The sequence below is a fragment of the Halopseudomonas aestusnigri genome (assembly GCF_002197985.1).
Lineage (GTDB): Bacteria > Pseudomonadota > Gammaproteobacteria > Pseudomonadales > Pseudomonadaceae > Halopseudomonas > Halopseudomonas aestusnigri.
Genome location: NZ_NBYK01000010.1, coordinates 1 through 15793 on the forward strand (window position 1 = coordinate 1; position 15793 = coordinate 15793).

Genomic DNA, 15793 nt, shown 5'->3' on the forward strand with positions numbered 1-15793 from the left:
TTTTTTATGCGCCCAATATCTTCACCACCAAGTTTAGAGACCGACCACCGGCGGCTCCTGCTCAAGCATTACACCGTAACGCTGAAACACGTCGTGCCTGATTTTCTCGGCCAGCCCGAGCACCTCGGCACCACTACCTCCGCCGGGATTGACCAGTACCAGCGCCTGCTCACTGTGCACGCCGACCGACCCCTCTCGATAGCCCTTCCAGCCCGCCTGATCAATCAACCAGCCCGCCGCCAGCTTTACCTGTCCGTCAGCCAGCGGAAATTGCGGCATCGCCGGGAACCGGGTGGCGAGCTGATCTGCCGCCAAGCCAGGGACCAGTGGATTCTTGAAAAAACTTCCCGCATTGGGCACGACTGCCGGATCCGGCAGCTTGCTTCGCCGAATCGACATGACCAGCTCGGCGACAACCCTTGCATCCGGCCGACTCAGGCCCGTCGACGCCCAGGCCGCAGCGAGCGGCGCGTAATCCACTCGCAACTGAGCACGTGTGTGCAAACGCAGGCGAACACGGAGAATGACAAAACGTCCGGCGGCACGCTTGAACACGCTGTCACGATAGGCAAAATCGCACGCATCACGGGTAAAGCAGCGAATTTCGCCGGTCTCGCGATCAAGGGCATCCAGGCTATCAAACAGATCACGCACTTCGACACCGTAGGCGCCAATGTTCTGCACTGGCGCAGCGCCCACCGTACCCGGAATCAGCGCCAGGTTCTCCAGCCCGCTCAAGCCAAGATCCAGCGACCAGCCCACGAGACGATGCCAGTTCTCCCCTGCCTCGGCCTCGATCAGCACGTCACTGCCCCGACGCTGCAAAATCCGCCGCCCCCGACTGCACATCACTACGACGAGCCCCGAAACAGGACCGGCCACCACGATGTTGCTGCCACCTCCCAACAGGGTAACCGGCCAGCCATGCGCGTCAGCCTGCGCGAGCGCTTCGCGCAGCTCGACGTCAGATTCCACCCGCACCAGATACTCAGCGCGTTCGCGAATAGCCATCGTGTTGAACGGCTGCAGGTCAGCGTTGGTCTCCAGCGTCAGCATCCGTTGTGCGCCTCATCCAATAGCCCGGCGGAGGCCGCCTCCAGCATGTCCAGCACCTGCTCAAAGCCTTCATCACCACCGAAATACGGATCGGGTACCTCTGCGGGCAAGGACGGCGCATAACTCATGAACAGCCGAATTCGGGCCGCACAGTTGGCTGGCGCGACCCGCAACAGGTTCTCCAGGTTGCTGCGATCCATCGCCAGTATCAGGTCGAACTGCTCAAAGTCGTCTGCGCACACGGCGCGGGCACGCTGGGCACTGAGATCGTAACCGCGGCGGCGGGCTGCCAGCTGGGCCCTGCGATCAGGCGCCTCGCCGGCGTGATAGCCGCCGGTACCGGCCGAGTCCACGGTGTAGTGCGCCTGCAGCCCGCGCTCGGCGAGCATGGCTTCGAACACACCCTGCGCAGTAGGCGAGCGACAGATATTGCCCAGACAAACAAACAGAACTCGAGTCATGCCGACCCCAGCAGTGCCCGCACCCGCTCAAGATCCTCGGCGGTATCGACACCAGCCGGCAATGTCTGGCAGGCATCGGCGACGTGAATACGGGTACCGAACCAGAGCGCCCGCAATTGCTCAAGTGACTCGGCCGTTTCCAGCGGACTGGCAGGCCAGCCAACGTAGGCATGAAGGAAGCTGACCTTGTAGGCATAGATACCCACGTGGCGACGGAACGGAATGGCCTCCGGCAGCGCCGCCGGGCCGTTTGCAAACTGATCACGACACCAGGGCATGGGCGCTCGACTGAAGTACAGCGCGTAGCCCTGATGATCACAAACCACCTTGACTGCATTGGGATTGAACAGGGTCTCGCTGTCGTGAATCGGCTCAGCAAGGGTAGCGATACCTGCGTCCTGCGCCGCGATCAGGTTGGCCGCCACCTGATCAATGACCGCCGGCGGAATCATCGGCTCATCACCTTGCACATTGACCACACAGGCGTCGTCCGGCAGACCCAGCTGACTCACTACTTCCTGCAGGCGATCAGTCCCGGTCGGATGGTCCGCCCGGGTCATGATTGCCCTGGCGCCAAAAGCAGCACAGGCATCCATGATGCGCTGATCATCGGTGGCCACAATCACCGAGGCTGCACCGCTCTTGCACGCCTGCTGCCAGACATGCTGGACCATCGGCTTGCCGTCAATCAGCTGCAATGGCTTGCCGGGTAACCGGGTGGAGGCATAACGTGCCGGGATGATGACGTGGAACATGTTCAGTCACCCAACTTTTCATCGGCATCCAGAGCCCGCGCTTCGGTTTCCAGCATCACCGGAATACCATCGCGCACGGGGAACGCCAGGCCGTCGGCGCGGCACCACAATTCCTGCTTGTCGTTACTCAGCACCAGCGGCCCCTTGCACAGGGGACAAGCCAGCACATCCAGCAATTTAGGGTCCATCAGTTACTCCTGCTTGATTTCATCGGAAGGAGAAGGCACCAGGCGGTACAGCGCCGCCGCGAAAGCCTCACTCAATTGAGCCTCAACACTCAGATACCACCAGTTTTCTTGCGCCTGCGGCGCGCACTTCACCGCATCCTTCTCGGTCATCACCACCGGGCGGTCCGTCGGAAGAACCGACAGTATGGACGCGTCGTAATGCGCGTGGTCGGGAAAGATACGGGTATCAAAATCAAAGGCCAGGTCATCGAGGGTGCGAAAAAAGCGCTGCGGATTGCCGATGCCGGCCATGGCGGTCACCTGACGTGGCCCGGACCAGCGCGCCGCGGCAACCCGCTCCCCGGTTACCAGATTGACCAGTGCCCGAGGCAACAGTTGCATGCCAAAGCCATCGACCGCATCGCCGGCGGCGCCATTTCTGACCACCAGATCAACCGACTCCAGTCGCTCGGCCGGCTCACGCAGTGGCCCCTCAGGCAGACAGCGCCCGTTACCAAGCCCACGCTGCTGATCCAGCATGACCAGCTCGACAGTGCGCCCCAGCGCGTAATGCTGCAAACCATCGTCGCTGATAATCAGGTTTACATCCGTGGTGGCGAGCAGATGACGCGCAGCGGCGGGCCGATCGGGGTCAATCACCACCGGCACGCCACAGCGGCGGACCAGCAAGGCTGGCTCGTCACCACAGACCGCAGGATCATCGGTGGCAGACACGCTCCACGGATAACTCGGCGGCCTGGCGCCGTAGCCACGGCTGACCACCCCAACCCGATAGCCACGCGCACGCAGATGCTCGACCAGCCACACCACCATCGGCGTCTTGCCAGTGCCGCCTACCGTGATGTTGCCAACCACGATCAGCGGCACTGGCGGCTGCCAGTGCGCGCGCGCACCGGTCAGATAAGCCTGTCTGCGACGCACCGCCAGACAGCGATACAGGGCAGAAAGAGGCCGCAGCAGAGCCAGCCAGGCAGCCTTGTCATACCAGGCACGCAGCAACCGCTGCTCCAGCGAGGGCACGCTCACTGCTGCGCGTCCGCCTCGGCTTCACTGGTGGTCAGGCGCAGGCGATTGAAACCGAGCTGACCGGCGGCGTCCATGGCGGTAATGACATATTGGTGCGGGGTCTGGGCGTCTGCACTGATCACCAGAGGGATCTGGCTGTCACCTGCGGACTCTTTTTGCAGCGCCGCCATCAGGGTCTTCAGGTCGGAGCTGATCAGGGTGCGTTCATTCAACGCCATCTCACCTGCCGCGTTGATGGTGAGTTCCAGCTGTTTGACGGTACGGTCTTCCACCCGCTCACCCGATACGGCCTCCGGCAGATCAAGCTTCAGCTGGGTTTCGCGGGTAAAGGTGGTGGACACCATGAAGAAGATCAGCAGCAGAAACACCACGTCGATCAGCGGTGTCAGGTTGACGCTGACCTCTTCTATCTTCTGCCGGCGAAAGTTCACGCTCAGGCCCCCTTTGCGCCGGTCGCAACCTTGCGGCCGTTGCCGTTGCCGTTGCCGTTGCCGTTGCCGTTAAAGTCGACCTCGCGGTTACCCTGCATGACTTCAACCAGCTTTGTCGCTTCCTGCTCCATGGTGACGACCAGCTCGTCCACGCGGCGCACGAAGAAGCGATGGAAGAACACGGCAGGAATGGCGACCGTCAGGCCGGCTGCCGTTGTAATCAGCGCCTTGGAGATGCCGCCAGCCAGCACGCCGGTGTTGCCCGTACCCTGGATCATGATCGCGCTGAACACGTCAATCATGCCGATCACGGTACCCAGCAAGCCGAGTAGCGGCGTAATGGCTGCAATGGTCCCCAGGGTATTGAGGTAGCGTTCCAGTTCGTGCACCACCTTGCCGGCGGCTTCCTGGATACACTCTTTCATGATCTCGCGACCATGACGCGAGTTGGCCAGCCCCGCAGCCAGAATCTCACCCAGCGGAGAGTCGGCGCGCAGCGTCTTGAGTTTTGTCGAGTCCAGTTGACCATCCTTGACCCATCGCCAGACCTGTCCAAGCAGGTTGACCGGCGCCACTCTGCCGCTGCGCAGCGTCCATAGACGCTCGATAACAATGGCCACCGCGATGACTGACGACAGGATGATGGGCAACATCAACCATCCGCCAGAACTGATCAATTCCCACACAAGCGATCCCTCCCCCAAAAACGTTGCCTACTCTAGCACAGCGAGCCGGCTCAAAGGCCCGCGCAAGCAGCGCACTACTGTTTGTTATTCATGCCAGAAACGCCGCGCCCTGTCGCGCCAGCGCCACTCCGGAACAAGCGGCCGATCCGGGCTCAGGATAAAGCTGACCGCACCGGCGCTGCCAGTATAAATTGCTTCACTGCCCAATTCGCGGTACCGATCCACAACCTGCTGATGGGGGTGTCCGAAGGGGTTATGATAGGCCGCGCTGAAGACAACCCAGTGCGGCTCAAGACGCCTGATGAAGGCATAGCTGGAAGAGCTGCGGCTGCCATGATGGGGCGCCAGCAACACATCAGCGGGCGCCAGCTGCGCCAGCAATTGCAGCTCGTCCGCCTTGCCGATATCACCTGGCAAGAGCACAGAGCGCTGGCCTGCCCATATCTGCAGAACGCAGGAGCGCGCATTGCCGTCCTCCCCTTCGTTCTGCGCCTGCAACAGGCGAAAGCGCACGCCGTCCCAGACCCACTCCTGCCCGTTAGAACAGGGCACAGCCGCCAGCACCGCAGGCAGCTGCTCGGCCTCACCGCTGATCACCCGGTGCGGTTGCAGCCGCTGCATGACGGCAACCGCGCCGCCGGCATGATCCGTATCAGCATGACTCAACAGCAGCAGATCCAGCTGACGGACACCCAGACCAAGCAAGCCCGGGGCGACAACCGCCTCACCCAGGTCGAATCCGCTGGCATGCCGTGCGGCAGCGTCGTACAACAGATCGTGGCGGGCGGTCTGTACCAGAACCGCCAGCCCCTGCCCCACGTCCAGCACGACCACACGCGCCTCGCCCACCAGCGGACGCTCGTGCTGGGGCAGCAACAAGGGGAGAACACATAACACCCCGAGCGGACGCAACAGCCCAACCGGCAACAGCCAGATCAGCACACCCAGCAGGCCAATCATCCAGGCCAGCCAGCCGGGGAACGGCAGATGCAGCACAGCGCCCCACTGCGCCACCCAGTCCAACGCAAGCATCAGCAGATTGAGCAGGCGGGCCGCCAGCAGAAGCAGCAGATCCACCCCGAAAAGCAGGTCAAGCACAGCGCCAAGCAAAGCTGCAGGCACAATCAGCAGACTGACCCAGGGGATTGCCAGCAGATTGACGCCCATGGCGACGGTACTGGCCGGCATCCCCCACAGCAGCAACCAGGGCCAAAGGCCTGCGAAGGCAATCCATTGCGAGCGTCCCCAGCGCCACCATGGGGCACGGACGTGCAGCCGACCTCCCATCCCCAGTAACAGCAGCCCCACCGCCATAAAGGACAGCCAATAACCCGCCCGCAGCGGTGCAGCAGGATTGACCAGGGTGACCATGACCATCGCCGCCAGCCACAGCTCAATGGCCGGCAACTGACGCCGCCAAAGCTTCAGCAGCAACACCAGCGAGCACATCAGCAGTGCACGCTGAACCGGTACCTCCATACCGGCAAGTCCGGCATATCCGGCCGCTGCCAGCAAGGCGACAGGTGCGCTCAACCACAGCTGAGGGCGTGACCAGCGTAGCGGAAGGTAACGCAGGACAAGGGCAGTCAGGGCAAACACCGCTGCCGCCAGCATGCCGACATGCAGGCCGGAGATAACCAGCAGATGGGTTGTACCGGTTGTCTGCAGTCGATCCCAATCCGCCTGGTCAAGCGCCTGACGGTCCCCCGTCAGCAAGGCCAGCAGCCGCCGCCCGCCCTCAACAGCCTCAAGCGAGCCGGCCAGGCGGGCCTGCAGTCGATCGCGCCACTGCCCCCAGCCCGGAGCAGGCTCAATGCGCTGGCCAGCTGTCACACTGCCGACTGCACCAATGCCCTGGGCATACAACCAGGCTTCGTAATCGAACGTGCCGGGATTACGCATACCGCGAGGCCGCCGCAGACGTACCTCAAACCGCCAGTGTTCCCCCGCCGCCAGCGGCTCTCCACCCCACCAGTGCAGGCGCATGTTCGGCAAAGCCTGCCCACTCGCATCGCGTACATCGCGCAGCAGAAAGCGCCAGCCTGTTTCCGTCTGTGTGGGTAATGAGTCGATGCGACCACTGAGCTGAATACGCTGATTATCCAGTGCCTCGGGCAAGCGCCGATCAAGCAGCAGCTGATGACTGAACAGGGCCCAGCAAAAAGCCAGCAGGAATGCCATAACAGGCCGGACTGCCGCTGCTGGCCGAAGACAGCAGAACACCAGCAAAAGCACGAAGCCGAATGCAAACGGCTGCCAGGGCGGCAGAGCCGAGAACAGCAGCGGACAGAGCAGCCCTGCCAGCAGGCTGAACAGCAGCAGGCGCATCTCATTCACGCAAACATCCTGTTTTGCTTTAGCCGTCAGGCAGTAGTGCCCGCCCGACATTCCATGCATAATTGGCCCACGCCAGCCAGACCGAACCCTGCGATGCCGCGCCGTTTCCTCAAACGCATGATGCCCCACCCCGACCGTATCAAGGGCAGCAAATCCCTGCAGTTCATGGGTAATTTGCTGCATGATCCGAATCTGTGGCATCTGAACCGACACAGCGTCTCACGCGCCATGGCGGTTGGCCTGTTCGTAGCCTTGATGCCAATACCGATGCAAATGGCCGTTGCCGCTGCCATCGCCATTATCGCGCGCTCCAACCTGCCAATTTCGGTCAGTCTGGTCTGGCTGACCAACCCGGTCACCATGCCGCCGATTTTCTTCGCCCAGTATCAGGTCGGCGTATTGCTGCTTGGCGCATCCGAGCGCAGCATGCCGATGGAGCTGTCAGTGAACTGGCTGATGGCTGAACTGCATCACATTTGGCAACCCCTGCTGCTGGGGTCGCTGGTGGTCGGTACCGTCGTCGCAGCACTGGGTTACGTGTTGACGCTGTTGTATTGGCGCATGTGGGTGTCACGCAACTGGCAACGACGCAAATTGCGACGTCGTCGCCAATCGCAGGAGTGAAGCCTCAGGCCGACAGCAACTGGCCTTGACGCAGGGTGAGGGTACGATCCATCTGCGCAGCCAGCGCAAGATCGTGGGTTACTACCAGAAATGCCGTCTGCAGCGTCTGACTCAGTTCCAGCATCAGTTGCTGGACACTCTCGGCAGTATCCTGATCCAGATTACCGGTCGGCTCGTCGAGCAGCACACAGGCAGGCTTATTGATCAAGGCACGGGCAATGGCAACCCGCTGCCGCTCGCCACCTGACAGCTCCGCCGGCTTGTGCCCGATGCGCTTGCCCAACCCAACACGCTCCAGCATGGCTGTTGCACGCTCACGCGCCTCGGCAATCGGCGTGCGACCGATCAGCAGCGGCATGCAGACATTCTCCAGCGCACTGAACTCCGGCAGCAGATGATGAAACTGATAGACGAACCCGAGCTCCTCATTGCGCAGCCGGCCCCTCTCCACCTCTTTCAGGGCGGACAGCTGTCGCCCGGCCAGTCGCACCTCGCCTGATGTCGGTGTATCCAGGCCGCCAAGCATATTGAGCAGCGTCGTCTTGCCGGACCCGGAGCTGCCGACAATGGCCACACGCTCGCCACGCTGAAGGTGCAGCTGAACATTATTCAGTACCCGCAAATTCTGCGGCCCGACGGCGTAGTCCTTGCACAGATCCCGACATTCGAGAACCAGATCAGTCATAGCGCAGCGCCTCCGCAGGCTCGGTTCGTGAGGCCCGCCAGGCGGGATAGAGGGTAGCAAGGAAGCTGAGACTCAGTGCCGTCACACAGATGACGACCACATCACTCCAGATCAGCTGGGATGGCAGGTAGCTGATGAAATACACATCCGAGCTGAGGAACTGAATACCCAGCACGCGCTCAAGCCAGGCGACTATCTCGGAGACATTCAGCGCGGCAAGCACGCCCAGAATACCGCCACTGAGGGTGCCCACCACACCGATCAGCGAGCCCTGCACCATAAATATCCCCATGATCGCCCCTGGCGTGGCGCCCAGGGTCCGCAAGATCGCGATATCCGCCTTCTTGTCGGTCACCACCATAACCAGGGTGGAAATGATATTGAACGCAGCGACTGCGACGATCAGCATCAGCAGAAGACCAATCATGGTCTTTTCCATCTTGATCGCGGCAAACAGGTTACCGTGCGTACGGGTCCAGTCCTGGGCGTAGTAGTCACCCGGCAGTTCACGCACCAGGTCCCAGGCCACCTGCGGAGCCTCAAACAGGTTCTTCAATTTCAGCCGAACGCCCTGGACCTGGCCCGGTTCCCAGCGACTGAGCCGGGCAGCGTCATCAACGTGAATCATGGCCAGCGAGCTGTCCAGCTCGGCACCCACCTTGAAAACGCCTGTCACGGTGAAGCGCTTGAGTCGCGGAAAGACCCCCGCCGGGGTAACCGAGGCCTCAGGCAGCACGAATGTCAGCTTGTCACCAACCGCCACGTTGAAGCGCTTGGCTATCAGCTCGCCGATCACGATGCCGAACTCTCCTGCCGCCAGATTATCCAGCGAGCCCGATTGCATGTGGTTTTCCAGAATCGAGACGCGCTTCTCTGCCTGCGGCTCGACACCGTTGACCAGCACCGGCGCAACGCTGCCGTTGTGCGTCAACATGCCCTGAAGCTGAATAAAGGGTGCAGTGCCAACCACCTTCGGATTCTGCTCGAAGCGCTCGGCCAGCGATTGCCAGTCACTGATCGGCTGGTAACCATTGATTGTGGCGTGTGGCACCATACCGAGAATCCGTGTGCGCAACTCCCGATCAAAGCCGTTCATCACCGACAGCACCAGGATCATGACCATGACGCCCAGCGTCAGCCCGAGCATGGAAATGAGCGAGATGAAGGAAATGAAATGATTTCGCCGCTTGGCGCGGGTATAGCGCAGGCCGATAAAAAAGGGTAAAGGTCTGAACATGAAAAGCGGTTTACCTTATGCTCCAGCCGCAGCCGGTGGATTTTGAGCGACATGTTACACTGAACATCACAGTCTGGTCAGCGCCTGCCGACGGCGCGAATAGAGAATCGCCATGCACACAGACCACGAAGACAGCCGCGAGTTCTTTCGTATTCAGGATCACATTCACCTGGACTGCAAGCCCATTGCCGGGCCGGAAGATGACCTGGGGGCCAGGCAAAGCGCCCTGTTCAATCTGCTTGCCGATCTGCACATGCTCGACTACGAGTCGCAGCATCTGCTGCGGCAGATCAGTGAGCGTGACAGGGCTCTGGCCCAATACCTCAAGATCATCAACAAACGCATCGATCTGCTTGGCAAGACGCTGGCCCTTGAGCTGGGCGATGACCTGGGCGAGCCGCAAGGCGTTACCCTGAGCGAAGGCGGTGTCGATTTCGAAAGCAGTGTGGCCTACCCGGCCGACAGCTGGGTAGCTGCGCGCCTGGTCCTGCTGCCTGCACCACTGGGCCTGGCCATTCCGGCCCGGGTCGTGCGCTGCGAACCAACTGGCTCACCCGGCCGCTGGCATGTCGCACTGAACTTTGACCTGATCAATGACGCCCAGCGTCAGCTGCTGGCGCGGCATATTCTGCAGAAGCAGGCACAGGACATACGCGCCGCCAAATCCACCTGAAAGGACCTCCGAGATGAAAGCTACCCCTTCATTGCTGTTATGCGCCTGCCTGGCTCTGGCCGGCGCCGCCCAGGCAGATACCCTGCGCATTCCCGTCGGCGAGCAGGCCGGCAGCCAGCACACGCCCCTGCCGCAGCGTGGCGCCAGTTTTGACAGCGTCACTGCGCGCTGGGGGGAACCGAGCAAGCGCCACGCTGCGGTCGGCCAACCGCCAATTACCCGCTGGGACTATCCGGGCTTCAGTGTCTACTTCGAGTATGACAAGGTCATCGACAGCGTGCGTCAGCATACGCCAAAGGCCCCCTGATCCGACATGACACTGATTTACGGCCACCGCGGTGCACGGGCAGAAGCACCGGAAAACACCCTGCCCAGCTTTCGCAAGGCGCTCGAGGCAGGCGTTACCCGGGTCGAACTGGACCTTCATCTTTCCGCCGATCAGCAACTGGTCGTCATTCACGACCCGACCCTGAAACGGACAACCGGCCTGCGCGGCAAGGTTGCCCAGCATACGGCAGCGGAGCTGTCGCGCATCGACGCGCGTTTCGGTCTGCCCGGCTGGCAGACGCCCTGTGCGATACCCACCCTTGCCCAACTCCTGCAGCAATGCCCGGAAATCGAGCATTACCAGCTTGAGGTAAAGAGCGGTTCAGAGCGTCAGTCACGAATCGTGCTGGACGCCATCGCCACGCTGACCGAACGATACAACCTGCACAACAAGGCCGTCGTCACCTCTTCCAGCCGAACATTACTGCGCTATGCCAGGCGCAGCAACTTCATGCTGCCAACCGGGCTGGTCGAAGAATACGGACTGCTGGATCCGGTAAAAAGCGCTCGACGCTACGGTTGCGACTATCTGATTCTGAACTGGAAACTATGCAGCCAACAGCGCCTGCGTGCAGCGCAGGCGGCCGGACTTCACGTGTCGGTATGGACAGTCAACGACGCTGCGCTCATGCAGCGACTTGCCGAAATGGGGGTCGACAGCCTGATTACCGACCTGCCGTCACTGGCGGTGAAGGTAATCAATCAGGGGCGCGCATAGCGCCCCGAACACTCAGAACAGCCTGTTCAGGCCATCCAGCGCAGCCACCCGGTAGGCTTCGGCCATGGTCGGATAGTTGAACGTAGTATTGACGAAGTAGTTGATGGTGTTGGCGCCATCTTTCTGGTTCATGATCGCCTGACCGATGTGCACGATCTCGGCGGCCTGGTCGCCAAAGCAATGGATACCCAGTACCTCGAGCGTCTCGCGGTGGAACAGGATCTTCAGCAGGCCGACCGGCTCACCACTGATCTGCGCACGCGCAATACTCTTGAAAAAGGCCTGGCCAATCTCATACGGCACACATGCATCGGTCAGCTCCCGTTCGGTTTTACCCAGCGAGCTGATTTCAGGAATCGTGTAAATGCCCGTCGGCACGTCATCGACAAAGCGCCAGCCGTCATTGCTGACAATATTGCCCGCCGCTGAACGCCCCTGGTCAAAGGCTGCACTGGCCAGGCTTGGCCAGCCGATCACATCACCGACCGCATAGATATTCGGCACGCTGGTGCGGTAGTTTTCATCCACTTCCAGCTGACCACGGCCATTGGGATGCAGAGCCACGTTCTCAAGGCCCAGTCCATCGGTGTTGCCGGTACGCCCGTTACACCACAGCAATGCATCGGCCTTCAGCCGCTTGCCGGACTTGAGCTGCAGGACAACGCCTCGGTTGTCCAGCCCTTCGATCTTTTCATACTCCTCGTTATGGCGAATCAGCACACTGCTGTTGCGCAGGTGATAACTCAGCGCATCGGAGATCTCATCGTCGAGGAAGCTGAGCAGCCGATCACGGGTATCGATCAGGTCAACCTTGACCCCAAGACCACAGAAAATCGAAGCGTACTCGCAACCAATGACACCGGCACCATAGATGATCAGCGTGCGAGGTGTATGGTTGAGCTTGAGAATGGTGTCACTGTCATAGATACGCGGATGACTGAAATTAACGTCAGCCGGACGATATGGACGCGAGCCGGTGGCAATGATCACCTCTTTGGCGATCAGCTTTTCCACCGCGCCGGAGCCGTCTACCACCTCGATGGTATGTTCGTCGGCAAAGCTGCCCTTGCCAAAGAACACGTCAACCCGGTTGCGTGCGTAGTAGCTGGTGCGCGAAGCCACCTGCTTGTTCATCACCTTCTCGGCACTGCGCAGAACGTCCGGAAACGAGAACCAGCGCGGTTCACCAATCTGCCGGAACATCGGATTGGTGTTGAACTGAATGATCTGCTTGACCGAATAACGCAACGCCTTCGACGGGATGGTGCCAAGATGGGTGCAATTACCGCCCACTTCACGACGTTCTTCAACCACAGCCACCTTGCGACCATGCTTGGCGGCATTCATCGCCGCGCCCTCACCCGCCGGGCCGGAGCCCAGCACCACTACGTCGTAGTTGTATACGGCCATTCAGTCTGTTCCTTGTATCTCGCAAAAAGAGGGTGCCACGCGTCACCAACAGCGACTAGTCGACCTTGGTCGCGTCGCGGGCAAGATCAGCATTAAGCGGACGCTGCGGCGCACCGGCGTTGGCACTGGCCTCCTCACACTTGGTGACATCACCACCACAAATGCCGCAGGCCTTGTCGACACCTACCGCACCGATCCCACCGCAGGAGCCGGCAATCGGCTTGCGGCCCATCATGACACCCACAGCCATGCCGGCCACACACAGCAGCATCACCATAAAGGCCATTAACCAAACCATGTTTTACTCCTTGCCCGGGGTCAGGGCATCAAAGCGGGGCGTCACCCTGGACTCGAACGTGTCACCCTCGCGAACAACAAAAAACGCGGCGATATCATGCGCCAGCGCATATTTCCATCCTGCCTCTTCGCCCATGATCATGAGCACGGTAGATAGCCCGTCAGCCTTCGCGGCAGACGGATCAAGCACGGTTACCGACGCCAGGCGATGCATCACCGGACGCCCGTTACGAGCATCGAAGGTATGCGAAAACCGCTGTCCGTCGAGCTCGAAATAATTGCGGTAATCTCCAGAGGTCGAAACCCCCTCGCCGTCAAGCGAGACAATGATCTGGGCGACACGGTTGTCGTCGCGCGGCTCTTCAATGGCAATACGCCAAGGCCGATCACCGGGCTTGCGGCCAACGGCCTTGAGCTCACCGGTCAACTCCACCATATAGCTTTTGATGCCGAACTGCTCAAGTCGTTCAGCTACCCGGTCAACCATGTAGCCAGCTCCCACGCTGCTCAGGTCGACGGTTAACGCACGATCCTTGCAGAGCTGGGTGCCCTGCAGGTGCAGATGCTGCTGGCCAACCGATTGCATTGTCTCGGCAAGTGCCTGCGGGTCTGGCACGCTCTGTAACTGAGGGTCGCCGTGGAAGCCCCAAAGCTGGAGCAATGGCGCCACGGTAATATCAAATGCTCCGCCACTCTCCTTATGCAGCCGGTCTGTCAGAGCAACCAGTGTCAGAACCGACTCCGGCATATCCATACAGGTCCCGGCCGGTGCCGCATTGAAACGCGCCAGGTCGGAATCGGAGCGCCAGGTCGATACTTCATCGTCAAAACGCGCCAGCATGGCGTCAATATCGGCCTGCAGGGTCTCGACATCCGGCGAATCATCGACCGGCACCCACTTGATCGAATAGGTACTGCCCATGGTTGCACCGTATATTTCTGCAACCGGGTCCACAGAATTGAAACAGCCCGTTAGGGCTGTTGCCAGGGCAACAGCAATAACGGGCCGGATAACGCTCAGCCGCATACTAGCCGCCGAAGTCGTCGAGCAGGATATTCTCGGGTTCGACACCCAGGTCCTGCAGCATCTTGATCACGGATGCGTTCATCATCGGCGGTCCACACATGTAGAACTCGCAGTCCTCGGGCGCCGGATGGTCCTTCAGATAGTTCTCGAACAGGACATTGTGGATAAAGCCGGTCGGGCCTTCCCAGTTGTCTTCAGGCAGCGGATCGGACAAAGCCAGATGCCACTGGAAGTTGTCGTTCTCGGCCGCCAGTTGATCGTACTCTTCGACATAGAACGCCTCGCGCAGCGAGCGCGCGCCGTACCAGAAGCTCATCTTGCGCGTGGAATGCAGGCGCTTGAGCTGGTCGAAGATGTGCGAACGCATCGGAGCCATGCCGGCGCCGCCACCGATAAACACCATCTCGGCGTCGGTATCACGCGCAAAGAACTCACCAAAGGGACCGTACACGGTAACCTTGTCACCCGGTTTCAGCGAGAACACCCAGGAGGACATCTTACCGGGCGGCAGGTCATCACGACCGGGCGGCGGCGAAGCCACACGGATGTTGAACTTCACCAGACCCTTCTCTTCCGGATAGTTCGCCATGGAATAGGCACGAATAGTCGTCTCATCGACCTTCGATACGTACTTCCACAGGTTGAACTTGTCCCAGTCACCGCGAAATTCCGGCTGAATGTCGAAATCCTTGTAGTGGACGGTGTGCGGCGGGCATTCCAGCTGCACATAACCACCGGCTCGGAAGTCAACGTTCTCACCTTCGGGCAGTTTCAGGGTCAGTTCCTTGATGAAGGTTGCGACGTTCGGGTTGGAAGCGACAGTGCACTCCCACTTCTTCACGCCGAAGACTTCTTCAGGCACTTCAATTTCCATATCCTGCTTGACCGGAGTCTGGCAGGACAGACGCCAGCCTTCCTTCGCTTCACGCTTGGTAAAGTGCGACTCCTCGGTCGGCAGCATTTCGCCGCCACCGCTTTTCACGATGCACTTGCACTGAGCGCAGGTACCGCCGCCGCCACAGGCAGACGACAGAAACACGCCATTGCTGGCGAGGGTATTAAGCAGCTTGGACCCGGCAGCCACAGTGACCTTGCGCTCACCGTTGATGTCGATAGTGACATCGCCGCTGCTGACCAGCTTGGAACGGGCGATCAGAATGATGGCCACCAGCGACAGCACGATCGCGGTAAACATCCCGACGCCCAGATAGATTTCCATGTTCATCAGTTACAGCTCCTCTTACAGTTGAACGCCGGAGAAGGACATGAAGCCCAGCGACATCAGACCAACAGTAATGAAGGTGATGCCCAGGCCACGAAGCCCGTCCGGTACATCGCTGTACTTGAGCTTTTCACGGATGCCCGCCAGGGCAACGATGGCCAGCGCCCAGCCGATACCGGCACCGGCGCCATACACCACGCTTTCACCGAAGGCGTAGTCACGTTCAACCATGAACAGGGAAGCACCCATGATCGCGCAGTTAACCGTGATCAGCGGCAGGAACACACCCAGCGCGTTGTAGAGCGCGGGCACGAACTTGTCGAGCAGCATCTCGAGGATCTGTACGATCGCCGCGATGACACCGATATAGCTGAGCAGACCCAGGAAGCTCAGATCAACGTTCGGCATGCCGGCCCAGGCCAGCGCGCCATCCTTGAGCAAGTAGGTGTAGATCAGGTTGTTGGCCGGCACCGTGATGGTCAGTACCACAACCACCGCAATACCCAGACCCAGCGCGGTCTGAACCTTCTTGGAGATGGCGATAAAGGTACACATCCCCAGGAAGAAGGCCAGCGCCATGTTTTCGACGAAAATCGCCCGCACCAGCAGGCTGATGTAATGTTCAATCATGGC

The 15793-nt window shown here is 60.5% G+C and carries 19 protein-coding genes; 4 read left to right on the forward strand and 15 right to left on the reverse strand.

The features are described from left to right. Positions 1-33: 33 nt before the first annotated feature. The 8 genes from murB to B7O88_RS13185 form a co-directional block, all read right to left on the reverse strand. Positions 34-1056 carry a UDP-N-acetylmuramate dehydrogenase gene (gene murB / locus B7O88_RS13150; protein WP_088276457.1) on the reverse strand — a complete coding sequence of 341 codons (1023 nt, stop codon included), beginning with the start codon at positions 1054-1056 and terminating at the stop codon, positions 34-36. Continuing rightward, a complete protein-coding gene (locus tag B7O88_RS13155; RefSeq protein ID WP_088276458.1) occupies positions 1050-1517 on the reverse strand; it encodes a low molecular weight protein-tyrosine-phosphatase in 468 nt (155 codons plus the stop codon). Before B7O88_RS13155 ends, murB begins: the two co-directional genes overlap by 7 nt. Next, positions 1514-2272: a 3-deoxy-manno-octulosonate cytidylyltransferase gene (kdsB, locus tag B7O88_RS13160; protein ID WP_088276459.1), complete on the reverse strand. Its 759-nt coding sequence runs from the start codon at positions 2270-2272 to the stop codon at positions 1514-1516. Before kdsB ends, B7O88_RS13155 begins: the two co-directional genes overlap by 4 nt. A gap of 2 nt (positions 2273-2274) precedes the next feature. Continuing rightward, entirely contained in the window at positions 2275-2460 is a 186-nt protein-coding gene (locus B7O88_RS13165; protein ID WP_088276460.1) for a Trm112 family protein, read from the reverse strand. A gap of 3 nt (positions 2461-2463) precedes the next feature. Continuing rightward, on the reverse strand, positions 2464-3486 hold the full coding sequence (gene lpxK, locus B7O88_RS13170) for a tetraacyldisaccharide 4'-kinase (RefSeq protein WP_235005798.1): 1023 nt from the start codon (positions 3484-3486) through the stop codon (positions 2464-2466). Next, positions 3483-3917 carry an ExbD/TolR family protein gene (locus B7O88_RS13175; RefSeq protein WP_088276463.1) on the reverse strand — a complete coding sequence of 145 codons (435 nt, stop codon included), beginning with the start codon at positions 3915-3917 and terminating at the stop codon, positions 3483-3485. Before B7O88_RS13175 ends, lpxK begins: the two co-directional genes overlap by 4 nt. Before the next feature lie 2 nt (positions 3918-3919). Beyond that, positions 3920-4603, reverse strand: a complete 684-nt coding sequence (locus tag B7O88_RS13180; protein WP_088276464.1) for a MotA/TolQ/ExbB proton channel family protein — start codon at positions 4601-4603, stop codon at positions 3920-3922. Positions 4604-4687: 84 nt separating this feature from the next. After that, a complete protein-coding gene (locus B7O88_RS13185) occupies positions 4688-6931 on the reverse strand; it encodes a DNA internalization-related competence protein ComEC/Rec2 (protein WP_235005801.1) in 2244 nt (747 codons plus the stop codon). 102 nt (positions 6932-7033) lie between these two features. On the opposite strand from B7O88_RS13185, the gene B7O88_RS13190 reads away from it, so the two are divergent. Continuing rightward, positions 7034-7564: a DUF2062 domain-containing protein gene (locus B7O88_RS13190; RefSeq protein ID WP_088276617.1), complete on the forward strand. Its 531-nt coding sequence runs from the start codon at positions 7034-7036 to the stop codon at positions 7562-7564. 4 nt (positions 7565-7568) lie between these two features. On the opposite strand, the gene lolD is transcribed toward B7O88_RS13190, so the two are convergent. Together lolD and B7O88_RS13200 are read right to left on the reverse strand one after the other, a co-directional pair. Then, positions 7569-8249, reverse strand: coding sequence for a lipoprotein-releasing ABC transporter ATP-binding protein LolD (gene lolD, locus B7O88_RS13195; RefSeq protein ID WP_088276466.1), 681 nt, complete (start codon positions 8247-8249; stop codon positions 7569-7571). Continuing rightward, the gene (locus tag B7O88_RS13200) at positions 8242-9486 is read right to left on the reverse strand and encodes a lipoprotein-releasing ABC transporter permease subunit (protein ID WP_088276468.1); all 1245 of its coding nucleotides are present in this window, start codon (positions 9484-9486) and stop codon (positions 8242-8244) included. The genes lolD and B7O88_RS13200 overlap by 8 nt, the downstream gene beginning before the upstream one ends. Before the next feature lie 112 nt (positions 9487-9598). Here B7O88_RS13200 and B7O88_RS13205 point away from each other — a divergent pair, with 112 nt between their 5' ends. From B7O88_RS13205 to B7O88_RS13215, 3 genes are read left to right on the forward strand one after another with little or no spacing between them, the layout of a single operon-like run. Then, a complete protein-coding gene (locus tag B7O88_RS13205) occupies positions 9599-10159 on the forward strand; it encodes a PilZ domain-containing protein (RefSeq protein ID WP_088276470.1) in 561 nt (186 codons plus the stop codon). Between the two features lie 13 nt (positions 10160-10172). Further along, a complete protein-coding gene (locus tag B7O88_RS13210; protein WP_088276472.1) occupies positions 10173-10466 on the forward strand; it encodes a phosphodiesterase in 294 nt (97 codons plus the stop codon). 6 nt (positions 10467-10472) lie between these two features. Then, positions 10473-11204, forward strand: a complete 732-nt coding sequence (locus B7O88_RS13215) for a glycerophosphodiester phosphodiesterase (RefSeq protein ID WP_088276474.1) — start codon at positions 10473-10475, stop codon at positions 11202-11204. A 12-nt stretch (positions 11205-11216) separates the two neighbouring features. Here B7O88_RS13215 and sthA read toward each other — a convergent pair whose 3' ends face one another. The 5 genes from sthA to nqrE are packed head-to-tail and all read right to left on the reverse strand — an operon-like array spanning position 11217 to position 15787. Next, entirely contained in the window at positions 11217-12614 is a 1398-nt protein-coding gene (sthA, locus tag B7O88_RS13220) for a Si-specific NAD(P)(+) transhydrogenase (RefSeq protein ID WP_088276476.1), read from the reverse strand. Between the two features lie 55 nt (positions 12615-12669). Beyond that, positions 12670-12912: a (Na+)-NQR maturation NqrM gene (gene nqrM, locus B7O88_RS13225; RefSeq protein ID WP_088276478.1), complete on the reverse strand. Its 243-nt coding sequence runs from the start codon at positions 12910-12912 to the stop codon at positions 12670-12672. A gap of 3 nt (positions 12913-12915) precedes the next feature. Then, on the reverse strand, positions 12916-13938 hold the full coding sequence (locus B7O88_RS13230; RefSeq protein ID WP_088276480.1) for an FAD:protein FMN transferase: 1023 nt from the start codon (positions 13936-13938) through the stop codon (positions 12916-12918). 1 nt (position 13939) lies between these two features. Beyond that, positions 13940-15163, reverse strand: a complete 1224-nt coding sequence (gene nqrF / locus B7O88_RS13235) for an NADH:ubiquinone reductase (Na(+)-transporting) subunit F (protein ID WP_088276482.1) — start codon at positions 15161-15163, stop codon at positions 13940-13942. Positions 15164-15178: 15 nt separating this feature from the next. Then, a complete protein-coding gene (nqrE, locus tag B7O88_RS13240; protein WP_083726043.1) occupies positions 15179-15787 on the reverse strand; it encodes an NADH:ubiquinone reductase (Na(+)-transporting) subunit E in 609 nt (202 codons plus the stop codon). Positions 15788-15793 lie beyond the last annotated feature (6 nt).